Raw genomic sequence first — 18,080 nt, 5'->3', positions numbered from 1 at the left:
CACAAAACCGTCCAGTGTTTGGACGGTTTTTATTATTAATAATAAGAAAAGTAAGTAAACCTTCATAAGATTTCTTTCTACTAATTTGCAAGAAAGTCTTTGATTACCTTTATCTTTGTTGCAAATTTCACATAGTTTATGCTAAATTAAATATGCAAAGCTTATTAAAAACTTTAATAGGAGATGAATCTCAATGAAAGTAAGTAAGTCATTTGAAGTATTCGCGAAAGAAGCTCCCGAAGTGCAATCTGCTTGGATGGAAACTATACATAAATTAGATGCCGCAAGTACGCTCGATAAGAAAACAGAAGAACTAGCTTATATTGCTGTTATGGCCGCTGTCCGCCTAGAAAGTGGTATCCCTTTTCACGTGAAAATGGCAAAATCCAATGGTGCGACTAGAAGTGAAATTATCAGCGCAATCCTTGTCGGCTTACCTGCTGTGGGCAATACAGTGATAAATGCTTTACCAATAGCGATTGATGCCTATGAGGAAGATTGAATTCTCGTTAATGTATCTATCATTTAACCAGATAAAAAATAGCGGCATGAAAATTGCCGCTATTTTTTATCTGGTTATTTTATTAATCCGCAACGTTGATAGATTTCGGTAATGACTTCGCCTTTCATATTTAAGTATCCCTCTATATCTGTTTGAAATTCCTTTGCTGCTGCTAACTTAATCGTTCCATATTTTTGACAATCAGATGGGTTATTTCTTAAATGATTTCGGAAAGTGAGATGGCGATGCAGTTCTGCGGAATTTTTTGGACAAACATAAATATGATGTTCCATAAATGACTTTTTTTGTGAAGTATCATAAGAAAAAGCTTCCCGCTCGGATATCCCTAAATCGCCCTCATGCTCATATCCTAAAGATAAGAGTCCAGTTTTTACTGCTTCAAAGCTACTATAATCTTCTATCACAATATCAATGTCAATAATCGGCTTAGCACATAAACCTCTAACGGAAGTACTGCCTACATGCTCCACCCGAAGAACATCTAGAGTTATTGTATTTAAAATTGCCGCTTCAATTCTTTGAAATTCTTTTGGCCAATTTTCGTCATAATCTACTACAACGATATTATCTGTCTGCATAATCTATCTCCTTTTACGATGCAAAAAATACACATAGTGTTGCACTTAATATTTTTTCCACGTTATGACTCTAACAACCACGATTCATCCATCTCTTTGTCTTTCCCAAAATGCTTCCCGTGCACATCAATGACCGAATGCCATTCTTTACATAATTTATGGGAAATATTTTCTGTAATTGGCATAAACTCTTCCCGCATTTGTTCATAAGAATTATATTCGCCAAAACCTAATCGAGAAAATAATCGTCTTGCATATAAGTCTGCAATAAATACATTTCGTTCAAAAATATAAAGTAACATCGCATCTGCAGTTTCTTCCCCTACACCTTTTATCCCTAGTAATTCTTTTCGCAAATCTTCTGTTGAATAAAGACGAAACTTCTCAAAGCTAGCTCCGTGACCGACAAACCACTCTATTAATGCCTTGATATAGATGCTTTTTTGTTTATAGAAGCCTGCGGGATATATTAACTCCTCTAACTTAATGATATCCATATCCATCAAACTATCTAAATCTAGAAAAGGCTTGAGATTCGCTAATGCTTGGTTGGCATTTCTCTCTGTAGTACGCTGAATTAATATCATCGAAATCCAATCAGAAAGGCGATTATCATCTTCCCACCAATCTTGATAGCCATAAAGCGTGACTAATTTATTTAAAACTTGTACTTTTTGTTCATTTGTATTCAACGTTTTATCACCTCTGAATCTAGTACAACTACTTTGCTAAAAGTCAAAACCACTTGTCAACCAATCATTCGAAAACCATTACGATTTCCGGTCATATCAGTCATTAATTCAAATAAAACCATACTATTATCTGGTTTGTTTTGAACAATTACTTGCATAAAATAATCATGGACCATAAATGTATAACCATGATCTTTGGATGTTATTGCGTAACCTTCTAAGTCATTTTCAGACACAAATAACCATTTCCAGTTATACTTCTCGCGTACAGCTTCCCCGTATAAAGAACCTAAAACATATCCAAGTTCTTCTGCTAAATCGAGGTCTGGCGAGGTGTTTTTTATATATTCGGCAATTTTCGCTACTCGCTCTTCTGGAGTTCCATCCGTTTGGAGCATCACTTCGCCTTCTTCTTTTAAATGGATAATTTCGGCTTCTTCCGCTTTTGTTAGTTCTCGCGCAATAATTGACATCAGAAACACCCTTTCCTGACTATTATACCTTAAAAGTTCAATCTTTCGCATCCGTTATGTTCGTCATGTATAATGAATATGTACAGCAATTTTTATATTTAGGGGGCTATTTTTTTCATGGAACAAAATAAAGAAAAACTTACAAAGCCGACATCAGAAAAAAACTATTTTTGGCCGATAATGATTATTTCATTTGTTGCGGTTGTAGTGATTTTGCTACTATTCTTCTCACCAATTGGGTATCAAGGAGCAGTGCATTTTGACATTACTATTTTCCCGCGTATGAACGCCATCTTTAATAGTTTTACCTTTGTATTTTTAGTTATTGCACTTTGGGCGATTATAAAAAAGAAAAACATTAAAATGCACCGTGGTTTCATTTTAGCAGCATTTACATCAACACTTTTCTTCTTAGTATCTTACTTAACGTTCCATTACCTTTCAGCGGAAATTTCTACGTTTGGAGGAACTGGCATTGTTCGTCCAATCTACTTCTTTATCCTAATTACACATAGTTTCTTAGCTGCAATCGTTGTTCCACTCGCGCTATTTGCACTTGTATGGGGCTGGACGATGCAAATTGAGAAGCACAAAAAAATCGTTCGTTGGACTATGCCGATTTGGCTATATGTCAGCTTAACTGGCGTACTAGTATACTTATTTATGGCACCATATTATTAAATAAAAAAAGCATCAAATGCGCGCTTTAAAAAAGCCCCTATTGATGCTTATTTTTTTGCAGAAAAACTTTTTGTGACAACATTTTCCTCAACTACAACCCCATGAAGCTCCCCGCCAAAAACTGCGCCACCATCAATATCAAGTCGAGTTCTATCTTCCGAAACCCATATACCCGAACTTTCGTCACTATGTAAATTTTGCACCGGTGTATGTCCAAAAATAAAGACTTTTCCAGTATTATTTTTCCCAAATAAAAATGGTTCCCGTATCCAGAAAAAATCATGCTCGTCAGTATCATGCCAATCGCGTTTAGAAAAATCCACGCCCGCATGGACAAACACATACTTACCTTCTTCATAATAAAGTGGCAGACTTTGGATAAAATCGATAAGGTCTGAAGCCTCTTCTTTAATTCGCTTAGCTAACCCTTCTGGTGTCATTTTTTTATTTAATGAGTCGCCAATTAAAGATTGAATGGTTTCCATGCCGCCTTGACTTAAATAATAATGCATTTTTTCCGAAGGCTTTTCTAAAAAATCAAGTAACATTTGTTCATGGTTGCCTTTTAAAGTAATAACTTCCGCTTCATCGGATAACTCTTTCACTCGTCTAAGGACTGCTGCTGGATTTTCCCCGCGGTCAATTAAATCGCCTACAAATAAAAGGCGTTCTCGCTCTCTATTCCAGTTTTCCAGCAACTCATCCAACAGTGTAATTTCTCCGTGTACATCTCCTACAGCAAAAATCGGTTTCATTGTTATTCCTCCAAACGGTCGTAAAAGAAACGCCCTTCCGCTAAAATGACATTAGCAAAAGGACGTCTTTTCCTTATTTGGTGTTACCTTCTACTTTTTTAATTTTCTTCTCTACTTCAGCAATTTCGTGACGTAATGCACTTAATCTAACTTCAGCTGCATTGATTGGTCCATTTTGGAGTTGTGGATCTTCAAACTCTCTTGTTTCGCTAAGTGCTTCTTGATATTGTTGCCGTAATTCAATAAGTCGATCTTCTAATTCTCTTAAATTCTCATGGGCCATGTGCGCCACCTCCAAATTAATCATATCATATCACTTTTTCCCTCAAAATAAAAAGTTAATCCTATTTTCAGTATTTTTTTATAACACCTCTTATTACTGTATTAGTCCCTAAAAATATGCTATTTTAAAGATAGGTATTTTTTGCTATTATACTTAAATAAATTAAAAAAAGGAGTTTTCATTATGATGACTATTTCACAAGTTAAACAGACAGCTAAAGAGTCGCTTCGTGGCAGTTGGGGTATTGCTATTGGAATATTGGTACTTGCTTGGTTAATCTTGACTGTTGGTGGAGGCGTAGTTGGCTGGATTCCACTTCTTGGTTGGATTGCGATGTTACTACTAACTGGCCCACTATACACTGGGGTAGCTTGGGTATACCTTGCAATTAGTCGCCGTGAGCAAGTAGATGTCGCTTATATGTTTAGCGGCTTCAAAGAATTCGGGCGTACGTTCTTAGCTTACTTACTTATCTGTATTTTCACTTTCTTATGGAGCTTATTACTTTTCATTCCTGGAATTATTAAGACTTATTCCTATTCACAAACATTCTTTATTTTAAGAGATAATCCTAATATCTCTGCTTTAGATGCAATTACAGAAAGTCGCCATATGATGAATGGACACAAAGGTAGACTTTTTGGTCTTTCACTTACATTCCTACTTTGGTATTTAATTCCATTGGCAGTGGCGATTGTTGGTTCTATCATTGTTGCTAGCGGTTCAGCAACAACTACTTATACAACAAATCCTACTGAGCTATTAACTGCACTTGCTGCTGGCGCTACTTTTGGTGGACTCGTATTAATTTTATCTTCCTGGTTAATTACACTTGGTATTTCACTTTATGTTTATCCATACCTAATCACTTCCATTGCTGTATTTTATGATGATTTATATGCAGCAAGCGAAGGTACGTTTACAGAAGAAACAGTGATTGTGGAAGAAGTAGATCCATTCAACACAACAGAAGCTGATCCGTTTAAAGATGATACACATCCAGAAGGCTTTGGACCAGATACAACAAAAGAACCCGAACGTCCAAAAGATGAAAATGAACCAAAATAAAGTTACAGCTGGCGGACTGGAATTTCTAGTCCGCTTTGCTTTGCCAAATGATCGTTCCAACATACATGAATTAATGGTAAATACAGCTCTCTGGTTAAAAGAATCGGGTTCAAACCAGTGGAGTGATATTTTACATGGATTTGATGTCCATAATATCGAACAACGAATCAAACTGGGTGAGGTCGCCATATTCGAAACAGCTGATGGAAAACTTGCTGGCGCTATGATTATACGAAAAAAGCCAAGTGATTGGGATACAGATTTATGGGGCGATTTAACCACTCAAACGGCATATTACTTACATCGAATAATGGTTAATAGAGATTTTAGTGGTATTTCTTTAAGTAAACAAATGATTTGTTATGCTAAAAAACTAGCTTTTGAAAAGGCCGTTCCATTTGTACGTTTGGATTGCATTGAAACTAATGCCACCCTTAATCAAATGTATACAGCTTACCATTTTCAACTTATTGGGAATAAAAATGGCTTTAATTTATATCAAAGCGAGGCAACACAATAAGCAGAAACCTTGTATATTCCATTATCCAAAATGGCTTATGCAATGGTTTCTGCTTTTTTTATGACAGTGAAGAAGCAATAACTATTTATAATTGAGGATCTTTTTTGAAATTCAAATGAAAATTATTATCTTCAAAATAAGGTTTTAATTCAAAGCCTTTTGCTCGGATAGTTTTGACTAGATCAGGTATAGCTTTTAGTAAATCTTCTGTTTCATGAATCAAAATAACAGGAGAAATTTTTTTGAATTTATTTAACTCTTCCTTAATGAAAGAAACCATCTTTTCTGGTTTTCCTTTATGTTTCCAGTCCTCACTATCAATATTCCAATCTAGTAGTCGATATTTATCCTTTTTTAATTGTCCTACTTGGTCATCATTTAAATAAGTACTACCATAGGGCGCTCGAACTAACTTTGTTTTTTTATCTAGAATTGTATTAAGTAGTTTAGATTCTTTTTCTATTTCAGGAATAAATTGTTTGTCTTTGTATAATCTTTTAGCAACGTGCGACATACTATGGAGTCCAATACTATGGCCTTCTTCTGCAGCTTCTTTAATATCTTTTTTTCTATCACCAGTAATTCTATTTCCAACGAGGAAAAATGTAGCTTTTACATTTTCTTTTTTTAATGCGGTTAAAATTTTTGACATATATTCAGTTGGCCCATCATCAATCGTCAAATATGCTACCTTTTTCCCTTCGTTAGAAGAACTAGGCTGCTCTTTGTCTGATAGAACCTGTTTTTTACTAATTTTTTCTTTCGGTTGCTGAACAACCTCATCTTGCTTTAGAAAAATAGAAATTCCAACGACGACACAAATGATGCACAAAAGAATTGATGTCATAATAATATAAATTTTTTTCATTTCTGCTCCTCCATCTTTTTCTGTTTTTAGCTCCATTGGCATACAGACATTTTACTCAACCATCGTATCACCCAATATTAAAGAATTAACTAAGGAAACATAAGTATTATTGTAAAACACAAAAAAAGTTGGTACCTTTATGGCACCAACTTTTTTATCTATATGCTTGAATCGTTAGTTCTGCAAACATAGATTTGACCGTTTTTCGAGCAAGTTCGATTTTATTTTGGATAAGGAATTCATAGATTTCACTGCTTTTTTTGTTCGTCCATTCTCTTATTTCAACCGCTTTAAAAATATTAATTCCATCAGAAAAATGCACAATTTGAAAGAAAATATGTTTAGCGATACTTACCTGATAAGGATTTTCTGCAAAACTTATCAAACAAAGTATATAACGGTGATGCTCATTAAAATAATTTTCAACATCCATTAAATAAGAAAAACGCTCCATTTCTTGAAGATGATTATGAAGTTTTTCTACATCTATATTATATCCAAAATGAGCAGCTCTGATAATAGCAGCATCCACAAAAATATCAATCGTATCCATAAGTTGTACATAACGAGCCGAATCAATAAGGACATCATTAAGTACTGTCCCACTATTTTCATGATAGCTTACAATACCTTGCGCAGTGAGTGTGGCTATAGCTTTTCGGAGCGGTGAGCGACTAACACCAAATTCAGTTGCTAGTTTTTCTTCCGCCAAATGCTGATTTGGTACTAATTCTCCTCGTTTAATTTTTTCAAGAAGTAAATTATAAACCATTTTATCTAAGGTTTTATACTTATTTGTGATAATGCTCACCCCTCTTCGCTAATAATTATATACTATTTTTAATGAATCAGCTTGCTTCGTTTCGCTTTTTCCGATAATTTCGGTACAACTTTGTCGAGTGGTTTTTTGAGTAAAAGACCTAATGCAATAAACAAAATCGCAAATCCAGCAAGTACACTCATATCAAGCCAAACAGTTGGCATATATAATCCCCCAACACTTTCCCTGATTAAACTAACAGCATAAGTGAATGGTAAAAACGGATAAATTGCTTGGAAAAATGGTGGCGAAACTTGAATAGGAAAGTTTCCGCCGGCTCCTGAAATTTGTAGCACTAGCAAAATAATCGCGATTCCTTTTCCGACATTATTAAATAAGGATACAAGTGTGTATACAATTGTCATAAATACAACACTAATAAACATACTAAAAAGAACATGGAGCAAAGGTTCTGCAATCGAAACACCAAGTAAGAATATATTTCCAAGTGTCACGATGAGCGCCTGCATCAAGCCAATAGATAAGAATGTCAGCAAGCGTCCAAAATAGCGATGGTAATGACTAAAAATACCAGCTGGTACTTCTACATCAACCCGAAGTAATGAAATAAGCAAGAGAGCGCCAACCCATAGACAAAGCGCCGTGTAAAATGGCGAGCTTGCCGAGCCGTAATTTGGAATCGGATAATAACTTGTTTCTTTTAAATTAACTGGGTTTGCAATAAAAGAACTATCCTTATCGGCATCATTACGGAGCATTTTAATAATACTTTGTAAATCATAATTCTTGTCGAAATCAGTAATTTTATTGGCGGCATTATTAATTGCTTTCTCAAATTCCGGCAGTTCTTCTCGGGAAAGGTTTGCTGCAATTTTAATCGCTTTTTCGAATTCTGGCATTTTTTCTTGAATAAGATTGGAGGCTTGGTTTATTTCTTTTTCAAGTCCAGGCAAATCATCGCGGATAAAATTGGCCGCTTTTTTAATGTTCGCTTTTACATTTGGATAATCATTTTGGTAAAAGCTTGCTGCTTCGTTAATCCCAGCAATAATAGTATCCAATTTGGTATTAATTACTTTAGTGGCTTCATCCAGTGTTTTCTGGATTTCTGGCAAACGCTGTTGGAACTCTTTTAAATAGGTTTGTCCAGTTTGAAGTGTTTCTTTTGAGTCTTTTAATACCTGCGTAATTTCTGGGATTTTCGATTGCAACGTTTTTAATAATTGTTGGCTATCTTTTAAATCCCCTTGAATTTGGTTTAAACCGGTTTTGATTGCTGGGACAATTTCCGAATCATAATTCGCTAAAATTTGATCCAATTTTGCACTAATATTTTTTGCTTGTGCATTTAGTTGATTGAGTAATTCTTCCGCTGGTTTTTCCCCGTTTTCAAGTGCTGTGCGAACTTTTGTCACTGTTTCTTTTTGTGTACTTAACTGACTATTAATGGCTTTTAAATTCTTGATTAAATCAGTAAAAGGCTTATTAGGCAACGTTTCATTTAAACTTTCCAATGTGGCGGTTTGTTTTGTAATCATTTGTTGTAAAGAATCAATATCTTGTTCCATTTTCTTCAATTCCGCAATCGCTTGTTCGGAGTTTATAGAACCATTTTTAATTGCTTCTGTGACTTGATAAATGTTGTCTGCCATTTGCTTCATTAGTGTTAAATTCTGTTTAATAGCAGGCGCTAACGTATCAAATGATTTATTAATTTCATCCGTAAAATCGGACACTTTGTCCACATAGCCACTGCCGTTTTGGGCGATTTTTTCTACAGTTGGTATCGCCGTCATCGCCGTATCAATCACATCGAGCGCCTTACCCGATTCATTTACTGCATCATTAACAGTTTTCTTAATCGTTCCAAAGTTTTCGTCCACTTCTTTTACTGAGTCTGCAATTTGCTTGATTTCTGGTATTTTCTTTTGTAAAACTAGAATATCTTGGCCAAGTTGGTCGATTTTTGGTAGTTGTTGTTCTACTAACAAGACGTTTTCTGTTGCTTTATTTAACTCTGGAATTTTTTCATTTAGTTCCACTACTTGGTTTGCTTTAGCTTTTAGTTCAGGGAGTTTGGCTTCAATTTTCACAGCCTCGCCACCCATTTTTTTAAGTTCTGGTAAAGCATCTTGTACTTGGAATACTTTCGTTTTTAAGCGGCGGATTGTCGGTAATTCATTTTCAAGGTCAATTCCTGCTTTATTAAACTCTTCTAAAACTGATTTACTTACTGTCCCAACAAACTCTGAGCTTATTTGATTTACAATCGTCGTTGCGCCACTCTCCGTCATTTTTGGTGCGATGGCATTGATTTTTTCATTAACAGAGTAATCAATCGTTGGTTTTTTGACATTATCATTTACAACAGAAACCATGTCTTCCGAAAAATCTTTTGGAATGTGAATAGAGGCATAGTATTTACCGCTTTTCACTCCTTTTTTTGCTTCCTCTTCACTTACAAATGTCCAGCCAAGTTTTTTATTTTTTTCTAGCGTTTTCTTCAGTTGATTGCCGACATTCACTTTCTCAGGCTTTTTCCCAGGAACGTCTACTTCAGCCCCTTCATCATCAATCGAAACTGCCACTTTGATTCCCGAAGTATTCGAGTAAGGGTCCCAAAGTGCTTCAATATTAAACCAAGCATATAATGATGGCAAAATAATTAATGCAATTACTAATAATAATGCTAAAGGCGCTTTAAAGAGACGGCGCCAGTCTAAAATAAAAATTTCATATACTTTCCGCATCAAAAGCACCTCCTTTTTTTAAGCAAATCATTTTAGAAATACTATCTAAATGTACGGATAATATACAAATTCATCAATTTTTGTATTACCTCTTTTGCTAAATCATGTTTCTTTTCAACCATATAAGTGGAAAGTTGTTCTAATGTTTCCATCGTTTCATTTTCTAAAAGCACAGGAATCATTTTAATATCTTTTTGCGCTTTATTAAAGAAATCACGCTTCATTTTCCGTACAATATCTTCCGCGTATATGTTTGCTAATTGGGAAATAAATTGTAATAACCATTTACTCAGTAACGACAAATAGGCTTCTACATCTTCTTCTTTTTGAATTTGGCGCATTTCTGCAAGTATTTCATTTCCTTTTTCTGGTTTATAAGTTAGATTTTTATTTTTACATTTTTCAATAGTTTGTACCACTAGAATTTCAGCCATTTCAAGTAATTCAATAAAACGGCCAGCACTCATACTGCTTTCTATTACGATAGCGCCGCGATTTATTTCATAATCAATCAACTCTTCGGATACTAAAACAGCGATTGCTTTTCTGACTGGAGTTCTGCTAATGGATAATTCTTTTGCTATACTCGCTTCTGATATATGTTGCCCTACATGAAGTTTCCCACTGAGAATCTTTTCTTTGATTGTATAATATGCTAATTTTTCATATGTTTGTTTTTCCATGTCCATCCCCCAATTTCTCTATTTAAAAGTATTTTCTACGCCAAAAAATTACTGTTACTCCCGTTGTAATTAATAACGTAAACAAAAGAATTAGTGCAAAAGCGTGGTCGTTATGCATAAATGGCAATTTGATATTCATCCCGTAAACACTTGCCACAATCGTTGGTAAAGATAAGATAATCGTAAATGAGGTAAGAAATTTCATTACTATATTCAAATTATTTGAGATAACAGATGAAAACACATCAGACATCCCGCTAATTATTTGCGTATATGTATCCGTCATTGCAATCGCTTGTTTGTTCTCAATAATAACATCTCTTAGTAAATCATGATTATCTTCTTGTTGCATAAAATGTTCCACATCTTCCATTTTATCTAAAATTGCTTTGTTCGATTGAAGCGCTGTTGCAAAAAAAACTAAACTTTTTTGAACCGCCATAAAAGCATAGAGCTGCTCATTTTTCATCGATTGCTTAATCTTTAATTCTAAATTATTTGTTTGTTTAATGATTTGATTTAAATATTTGAGGTAATAGTAAGATACAGCATAAAGTAACTTTAACAAAAATTGCTTATGATTAGTTGTATCATATATTTCTAATTTCATTGATCGAATATCTTCTAAAATAGGCAAATCTCTTAAAGAAATGGTAACAAGATGGGTTTTAGTTAGTACTATTCCAATCGGCAATGTTTCATACATCGTATAGCCAAGTTCATCTTCTGATTCGTAAGGGCAGTCTACAATAACTAGTGAATGTCTCACATCTTCCTCTGCTCTTTTTAACTCAATTCTAGAGCGTTCTTCTGAATCTAGTGCATCTAAAATATATGGCTTAGGTACATCCATTTCCTTACTCAATTTTTCAATTTCTTCTTGGGTGGGAGCAGTGACCTTTACCCAACAACCATCTTCTATGGCGGGCAGTTGCTCCATCTCTTCATTTGTTGTTTTAAAAAATTCAATCATCTGTGTATCTCCTTTCTTCGTATCTTCTTTACAAAATATTTCATTTATGTTACATTATTATTAATAATAATTTCATTTATGACAAAGGAGCGATGAAAATGGAATTTATGTCAATGATACTTACAGGACTTATCTTAGCAGCAATTATTTCAGGGCTTTCTTTTATAGTAGGTAAATTAAGCGGACTATCTTGGTTTTGGATAGCTTTTAGTGCAAATAGCGGATTCTTTCTTATTTTTCTCACTGTCCAAAATTCATTTCCAGAAGACGCAGCACTCGCACTTTCTTATTTAAATCTTGGAATTGGAATCTTTTTAATCGTCTTAACTCTTTTCCAATCCAGTAATTGGCTTTTGAAGAAAACAATGCAACGTAAACATTAAAATATTTTGTCTTATCTACCTTTCCCTTATTATCTCATCAAAAAACTGTTTAAGCTCACTTTTCGCTTAAACAGTTCTTTTTTTTATTTAAAATGAATCATAATTCCATTTGAATCAATGACCGAAATCGTATTTCCAACATATTTTACTTCATAACCTTGCTGCTTTAAATGAGTAGTAATTATTTCTTTGTCCGGAGTTATAATTGTAAACCATGCGAGCCCCACTTCATTCTCCTGCCGATTATTTATATGACGACCAGCCCAAACATTCGACCCAATATGATGATGATAATCACCTGCTGCAAAAAATCTGGCAGATGGTATTGCTGTTGTTAAATTCATACCAAGCGCCTCTTTATAAAACTGTTCCGCCTTATCAGCATCCGATACTTGTAAATGTACATGACCAATAATCGTCCCATTTGGCATTCCAGTGAACGCTTTTCCCGTCGCATTTTTAAGTAAATCATCCACATCCACTTGTTCTGTTACCATCGGCAAGTTCCCTTCGCCATCACGCATCCAACTTTTTTTAGGACGGTCTGCATAAATTTCAATACCGTTTCCTTCAATATCATGTAAATAAAGCGCCTCACTATAAGCGTGATCTCCAGCACCATCAATTGGATAGCCAGACTGTGCTAGATGAACGAGTACATCCGCTAAACTTTCTCGAGTGGGTAACAGAAACGCTGTATGAAATAAACCAATTCGCGGTACTTCTGGGACAACCGCATTATCAATTTTTTTAAGAACAAGTAACGCTTCATCAGATCCACTCACTCCAAAACGCACGAACTGATCATTTTCCTCCATTAAAGTTAAGCCAATTACTTCTTGATAAAAACCTGCCATCTCTTTTAAATGACCTACATTTAATACAACTTCACCTAATCGCAATTTTTCACTAATTTTTACCATGGTATAAACGCTCCTTTTAGTATCATATATTCATTACAACATAAGGAGCCTTCAAATTCCAATGATAAGACTTACAAAAAGTAAGTTAGTTATTTTTTAAGCAATTCACTGTGATTTCTACCATAAGTGAAATACACAATTAAGCCTATTACAAACCAAATTCCACAAAGAATCCATGTATGAACAGATAAACGACTAATTAGAAATGCACATAATAGAAATGATACTATCGGTAAAACGGGATAAAATGGCACTTTGAAACCTGATTTTTGAATCGCTTTATTTTTACGTAAGAAAATAATCCCGATTGAAACCATCATAAATGCCAACAGAGTCCCAATATTAACTAATTCAGCTAATCTATCAAGTGGAACTAGACCACTAATAATTGCGACTATAACAGCGAAAATCCAAGTATTTTTGACCGGTGTTTGATATTTTTGGTTGATTTCTGCAAGTACTTTTGGTAATAAACCATCACGTCCCATTGCAAAAATTAGTCTTGTAGCACCGTAACTCATTACTAAAATCACTGTAATCATTCCAACTACGGCACCAAGCGATACAATCCCTGCCACCCAGTCTTGGTTAATAACTTGTAAAGCATAGGCTACCGGATCAGTTACATTTAAATCAGTATATGGTACCATTCCAGTTAAAACAGCCGAAACCGCTACATATAATACAGTGCAAATAAGTAGTGATCCTATTATTCCAATTGGCATCGTTCGTTGTGGATTTTTCACTTCTTCTGCCGCTGACGAAACTGCATCAAAACCTAAATAAGCAAAAAACACTAATGCCGCACCATTCATCACACCACTAATTCCAAATGGCATAAACGGTTGCCAATTATCCGGTTTAACATAAAATACCCCAACGACTAAGAAAAGTAAAATAACCCCAACTTTGATAGCAACCATAATTGTATTCACACGAGTAGACTCTTTTATTCCAAGTGTTAATAAAAATGCAATTACAAGGACGATAATTATAGCTGGTAAATTAATAAATGTACCCGCCTCAGGATTAAAAGGACCAGATACTGCTTCCGGAATAGAAATATGAAATCCAGAAAGTAGCGCATTTAAATAAGAAGACCACCCACTTGCTACAGAAGCCACAGCAAGCCCATATTCCAAAATAAGAGCCCAACCAAGCAACCAGCCGATTAACTCACCAAAAACAACATAGCCATACGTATAGGCGCTCCCAGCAACTGGAACACTAGATGCAAACTCTGAATAACACATGGCTGCAATCGCACATACAATCGCTGCAATCACAAAAGAAAAAATAATTGCTGGTCCCGCATTATTCGCAGCTACTGTTCCCGGTAAAATAAAAATCCCAGTCCCAACAATTGCTCCAACACCTAGCAAAGTTAAATCTAGCGGTCCTAGTGTTTGTTTTAGATGTGTACTCCCGCTTTTATTGTGCATTAAATCTTCTATTGGTTTTCTTCTAAATAATGAATTCATTTTTTCTCCTACCTTTTTATAATCTTCTCAAATAGTATCCTTTTACACTTTAAAGGTCAATAGAATTGTGAAAAAAAATACAGAAACTAATCATTCCTTCCTAAAATAGAACCTATTACCTAATTATATCTGAATCATCTTACATGATTTGCACTGTTCGCATGATTAAGCTAAAATTAAAAGTAATGGATTTGTGATTATTTGGCACAAAGCATGCTAGAAAGAGGAATTCAGTTGATTTTATTTTATTTTTTATTAATTATTGGTAAGTTTACTTTTGCCTATTTCCAGATTTTTAAAAATCCAAACTTCTTGGCTCTTGGAATGGACTTATTATTTATCGTCCTTCTACTTGGATTAATACATTTACTCGCACCAGTACGATCCCATATTTATTGGTATGCTGGAATGTCACTTTTTATCGGTATATTAATGCTGGTATGTGTTCTTTATGCCCGTTTTTATAATGAAATCCCAACTTATCATAGTTTCTCCTTAATTGGTGAAGTGGGTGTTGTAAAAACAAGTGCAAGTAGCCTACTTAGCGGAACAGATTGGTTATACATCCTAGATATAATTCTCCTTCCGTTCATCCTTTACTTTAACATTAAAAAAGGACATGATTTCCCTTCCTTCCGTCTAACTAGTCGTATTTACAGTGTTTCTTTTATTAGTACTTTGCTTGTTCTTAGTGGCTTTACTTATTTCATGATGCAACAAAATATCATTAGTGACTCCAAAAGAGCAAAACGCATGGGGATTTTTACATTTAATATTAGTACCGCTCTTACTGGCGCGGATCATGTTAAAGCAGCCGACATTAATGCGCAAAACATCCGCGATATTAAGGGTGTTACAGTAAAAGACAAACCCGATTACTTCGGTGCTGCAAAAGGAAAAAATCTTATCATTGTACAATTAGAATCCTTCCAGCGTAATCTAACCAACGTCAAGGTGAATGGTCAATCTATTACGCCAACATTAGACAGTTTGCAAAACGAAACGATGTATTCGAATAAATTTTTCCAAACAGTATCAAAATCAAATACTGCTGATGCAGAATGGTCTGTTTATACATCGACTTTCCCAAGTGGTTACTACACGAATACCCAAACATATGGCGACCGTATAATACCATCAATGCCTCGCTTGCTTGGTAAAAATGATTATAAAACCTCAACTTTCCATACAAATGATGCAAGTTTTTATAATCGAGATGAATTTTATCCAGCTGTTGGTTTTGATAAGTTCTATGATCGCAAATTTTTTGGAGATGAAGACGTTATCGGTTTTTCTCCAAGTGATGAAGTACTTTACAATAAAGCTTTCCCTATTTTAGAAAAACAATACAAAAATAACCAAAAATTCTATGCACAATTAATTAGTGTAAGCAGCCATATGCCATTTGATATACCCGAAGAGAAGCAAGAAATTGAGTTACCAAGTGATTTAAAAGATACCGAACTTGGCCATTATTTTGAAGCAGTTCATTATGCAGATCAACAACTAGGTCTATTCATCCAAAAATTAAAAGATAGTGGCATTTGGGATGATTCAGTGGTCGTTTTCTACGGAGATCATCACATTATCAAAACCGATCAATTACCTGAAGAGCAGAAGAAATATGTCAATCGTTCTACTGAACTAAAAGCAGATCCGGCTGATGATTACCGTATTCCCTTCTTTTTACACTATCCGGGAATGGAAAACCCTGGTGAAATCAAAAATGTCGGTGGCGAAATTGATATTATGCCAACTGTCATGAATTTACTCGGTATCAACACTGGGAAACAAATTATGTTTGGTACAGATATACTCAATTCTACTAATAATTACGTTCCGGAACGCTACACTATGCCAGAAGGTAGCTATTTCACAGATTCCTATATGTACCAACCAGACGAAAGCTTTGAAACCGGAGCAGCAACTAACTATAATGGCACAAACAAAGAACTTTCAAGTGATGTGAAGAAACGATTCGACGCTAGCCGAAAACTCTTACAGTATTCTGATAGCTATGTAAACAACCTACCATTACGTGATGAAGATAAATAAAAAAGAGGAAGTTTCCAAAATCGATGGAAACTTCCTCTTTTACTCATTTAGGTAATGCAGCGTTATGTTCATTAAATTTCTCAATACTTTCTAATGCTAGTGGTTTGTTCATCATTTGTAGGAATAAATCGTAACCGATTGTCACTGTATCTGCTCCGCTTGCTAAGGCTTGCATGATTTGACGGCTATTTTTAAAACTAGCTCCCATAATTTTCACATTTAGAAGTCCTTGAAGATCTAGCACATATCGAAGTTCCGCTATTGTTTTAGCTGCATCTAATCCGCTAACTTCCATGCGATTGTAATAAGGTGCTAAATAGTCCGCACCAGAAAGTGCCGCAATATAACCTTGCTCGGATGAGAAAATCGCTGTTGCTAAAATGATTGCCTCTGGGAACTTGGCACGCACTTTGGCGATAACTTTTATGCCTGCTTCGTGGGCTGGGATTTTCAAACCAACCACAGTTCCTTGTGCTGGTTCAATTGTTTGAATACGCAACACATCTTCCCAGATTTCTTCTTCTGATAAACCTGCCGCTTGAACAAATACCATTTTGGCTTGGATGTGAGCAATATGTGTTTTTCTTGGTTGATTTTCTTTTAATAAAATGGTTGGATTCGTAGTTACACCTTCAAAAAACGGAAATTGAAGCGCTCTCTTTATTTCCTCTAAATTCCCCGTATCTAAAAACATTTCCTCACTCCTTCATAGTTCTCTTCTCATTTTAAGTGTAAAAAAGTTTAAATACACAGTCAATCATTTCACGGCCCCAAAGTTGTTGGCATTTTTGTGCAACTAAAAAGCACCTAGCATAAAACTAGATGCTTGAATATTTATTTTCCAACTGGTTCTTTCTTCCAATTTTTTCGTTTGAATTCAAATCGTTCCATCCATGGTCGACCTTTTTTGAGTGCAAAGTAGCCTATAATAACGATAAATAATGCACCGATAATATCAACAATAATATCTGTCATCGTGTCTTCAAGAGCTGCGCGACCAGTAAGCGGCGTTCCACTAGAAAGGTTATAACGTTGCATATTCAAGTTCATAATACCATCAAAAGTATACTCATATACTTCCCAGAAAGCGCCTATTGTGACTGCAAAACAAAATGCAAACACTGCGATAAAACCTGGTTTCAGCTTCATTACAACTTTATCATTAGAATTCAGCAAGCTGACAAAAGAAAAACCAATTGCCCCAAGCATCGCCCCACTAAAAGTATGTAAAATCTTATCCCAATGAGGAACACTCGAATAGAATTTTTGAACAGTTCCAAGATAAATCGATCCGTATAAGAAAACGATAAATAGAATATACACAAGTCCCGGAATTTCAAATTTGAAGCGTCGTGCAATAATGGAAGGTAATAATAAAATAAAAATACCTAATAGAATTTCAAATAGTAAAAATATATAATCCCCTCGTAATGTTACGTGTGGTCCTGTAGTAGGTTGTTCTATTGGTGCTGTGAAAATTTCATAAATAGTGATAATGACGGATATTCCCATTGATGCAAAAACAAATAATGCTATCCATTGTGTCCAGTTAATTTTTCTCATGCACTTATCTCCAATCTTTTTAGGTAATATCCTCTTTTTTCAAAAAG

The 18,080-nt window shown here is 34.9% G+C and carries 20 protein-coding genes; 6 read left to right on the top strand and 14 right to left on the bottom strand.

All coding sequences use genetic code 11. From position 1 onward, the window contains the following. Nucleotides 1-193: 193 nt before the first annotated feature. A complete protein-coding gene (locus LWE_RS03210) occupies nt 194-502 on the top strand; it encodes a carboxymuconolactone decarboxylase family protein (protein ID WP_011701472.1) in 309 nt (102 codons plus the stop codon). A gap of 74 nt (nt 503-576) precedes the next feature. On the opposite strand, the gene LWE_RS03205 is transcribed toward LWE_RS03210, so the two are convergent. The 3 genes from LWE_RS03205 to LWE_RS03195 form a co-directional block, all read right to left on the bottom strand. Further along, nucleotides 577-1,101 carry a GrpB family protein gene (locus LWE_RS03205; RefSeq protein WP_011701471.1) on the bottom strand — a complete coding sequence of 175 codons (525 nt, stop codon included), beginning with the start codon at nt 1,099-1,101 and terminating at the stop codon, nt 577-579. A gap of 62 nt (nt 1,102-1,163) precedes the next feature. Next, nucleotides 1,164-1,793, bottom strand: a complete 630-nt coding sequence (locus tag LWE_RS03200) for an endonuclease III domain-containing protein (RefSeq protein WP_011701470.1) — start codon at nt 1,791-1,793, stop codon at nt 1,164-1,166. A gap of 56 nt (nt 1,794-1,849) precedes the next feature. Then, on the bottom strand, nt 1,850-2,266 hold the full coding sequence (locus LWE_RS03195) for a hypothetical protein (RefSeq protein ID WP_011701469.1): 417 nt from the start codon (nt 2,264-2,266) through the stop codon (nt 1,850-1,852). Between the two features lie 117 nt (nt 2,267-2,383). Here LWE_RS03195 and LWE_RS03190 point away from each other — a divergent pair, with 117 nt between their 5' ends. After that, nucleotides 2,384-2,947, top strand: coding sequence for a DUF420 domain-containing protein (locus tag LWE_RS03190; protein WP_011701468.1), 564 nt, complete (start codon nt 2,384-2,386; stop codon nt 2,945-2,947). Nucleotides 2,948-2,994: 47 nt separating this feature from the next. Here LWE_RS03190 and LWE_RS03185 read toward each other — a convergent pair whose 3' ends face one another. After that, nucleotides 2,995-3,702 (bottom strand): metallophosphoesterase family protein, encoded by a 708-nt coding sequence (locus LWE_RS03185; RefSeq protein ID WP_011701467.1) that lies wholly within the window; start codon nt 3,700-3,702, stop codon nt 2,995-2,997. Nucleotides 3,703-3,775: 73 nt separating this feature from the next. Then, the gene (locus tag LWE_RS03180) at nt 3,776-3,985 is read right to left on the bottom strand and encodes an Lmo0654 family protein (protein WP_011701466.1); all 210 of its coding nucleotides are present in this window, start codon (nt 3,983-3,985) and stop codon (nt 3,776-3,778) included. 186 nt (nt 3,986-4,171) lie between these two features. On the opposite strand from LWE_RS03180, the gene LWE_RS03175 reads away from it, so the two are divergent. Both LWE_RS03175 and LWE_RS03170 read left to right on the top strand, forming a co-directional pair. Continuing rightward, nucleotides 4,172-5,053 (top strand): DUF975 family protein, encoded by an 882-nt coding sequence (locus tag LWE_RS03175; protein WP_077904740.1) that lies wholly within the window; start codon nt 4,172-4,174, stop codon nt 5,051-5,053. Continuing rightward, nucleotides 5,040-5,573: a GNAT family N-acetyltransferase gene (locus tag LWE_RS03170; RefSeq protein ID WP_011701464.1), complete on the top strand. Its 534-nt coding sequence runs from the start codon at nt 5,040-5,042 to the stop codon at nt 5,571-5,573. Before LWE_RS03175 ends, LWE_RS03170 begins: the two co-directional genes overlap by 14 nt. A gap of 85 nt (nt 5,574-5,658) precedes the next feature. Here the strand turns inward: LWE_RS03170 and LWE_RS03165 are convergent, their stop codons facing one another. The 5 genes from LWE_RS03165 to LWE_RS03145 form a co-directional block, all read right to left on the bottom strand. Next, nucleotides 5,659-6,441: a polysaccharide deacetylase family protein gene (locus LWE_RS03165; protein ID WP_157738616.1), complete on the bottom strand. Its 783-nt coding sequence runs from the start codon at nt 6,439-6,441 to the stop codon at nt 5,659-5,661. A 154-nt stretch (nt 6,442-6,595) separates the two neighbouring features. Further along, nucleotides 6,596-7,243: a GntR family transcriptional regulator gene (locus LWE_RS03160; RefSeq protein ID WP_041176415.1), complete on the bottom strand. Its 648-nt coding sequence runs from the start codon at nt 7,241-7,243 to the stop codon at nt 6,596-6,598. Nucleotides 7,244-7,281: 38 nt separating this feature from the next. Then, nucleotides 7,282-9,972, bottom strand: a complete 2,691-nt coding sequence (locus LWE_RS03155) for a YhgE/Pip domain-containing protein (protein WP_011701461.1) — start codon at nt 9,970-9,972, stop codon at nt 7,282-7,284. A 41-nt stretch (nt 9,973-10,013) separates the two neighbouring features. Then, nucleotides 10,014-10,655 carry a GntR family transcriptional regulator gene (locus LWE_RS03150; protein ID WP_011701460.1) on the bottom strand — a complete coding sequence of 214 codons (642 nt, stop codon included), beginning with the start codon at nt 10,653-10,655 and terminating at the stop codon, nt 10,014-10,016. A gap of 22 nt (nt 10,656-10,677) precedes the next feature. Then, nucleotides 10,678-11,628: a magnesium transporter CorA family protein gene (locus tag LWE_RS03145; RefSeq protein WP_011701459.1), complete on the bottom strand. Its 951-nt coding sequence runs from the start codon at nt 11,626-11,628 to the stop codon at nt 10,678-10,680. Nucleotides 11,629-11,726: 98 nt separating this feature from the next. Between LWE_RS03145 and LWE_RS03140 the strand changes: the two genes are divergently transcribed. Then, nucleotides 11,727-12,011 carry a hypothetical protein gene (locus LWE_RS03140; RefSeq protein WP_011701458.1) on the top strand — a complete coding sequence of 95 codons (285 nt, stop codon included), beginning with the start codon at nt 11,727-11,729 and terminating at the stop codon, nt 12,009-12,011. Nucleotides 12,012-12,094: 83 nt separating this feature from the next. Here LWE_RS03140 and LWE_RS03135 read toward each other — a convergent pair whose 3' ends face one another. Continuing rightward, a complete protein-coding gene (locus tag LWE_RS03135) occupies nt 12,095-12,934 on the bottom strand; it encodes a VOC family protein (RefSeq protein ID WP_011701457.1) in 840 nt (279 codons plus the stop codon). 89 nt (nt 12,935-13,023) lie between these two features. After that, complete coding sequence (locus LWE_RS03130) at nt 13,024-14,415, bottom strand: amino acid permease (protein ID WP_011701456.1); 1,392 nt, start codon at nt 14,413-14,415, stop codon at nt 13,024-13,026. 234 nt (nt 14,416-14,649) lie between these two features. Between LWE_RS03130 and ltaP the strand changes: the two genes are divergently transcribed. Continuing rightward, nucleotides 14,650-16,470 carry a lipoteichoic acid primase LtaP gene (gene ltaP, locus LWE_RS03125; RefSeq protein WP_011701455.1) on the top strand — a complete coding sequence of 607 codons (1,821 nt, stop codon included), beginning with the start codon at nt 14,650-14,652 and terminating at the stop codon, nt 16,468-16,470. 43 nt (nt 16,471-16,513) lie between these two features. Here ltaP and LWE_RS03120 read toward each other — a convergent pair whose 3' ends face one another. Together LWE_RS03120 and LWE_RS03115 are read right to left on the bottom strand one after the other, a co-directional pair. Then, nucleotides 16,514-17,164, bottom strand: a complete 651-nt coding sequence (locus tag LWE_RS03120) for a transaldolase family protein (RefSeq protein WP_011701454.1) — start codon at nt 17,162-17,164, stop codon at nt 16,514-16,516. 140 nt (nt 17,165-17,304) lie between these two features. Next, on the bottom strand, nt 17,305-18,033 hold the full coding sequence (locus LWE_RS03115) for a hypothetical protein (RefSeq protein WP_011701453.1): 729 nt from the start codon (nt 18,031-18,033) through the stop codon (nt 17,305-17,307). Nucleotides 18,034-18,080 lie beyond the last annotated feature (47 nt).

Source organism: Listeria welshimeri serovar 6b str. SLCC5334 (assembly GCF_000060285.1).
Taxonomy (GTDB): Bacteria; Bacillota; Bacilli; order Lactobacillales; family Listeriaceae; genus Listeria; species Listeria welshimeri.
The sequence above is the reverse complement of the archived record's forward strand: the minus strand, read 5'-3'. Positions and strand labels throughout refer to the sequence as shown.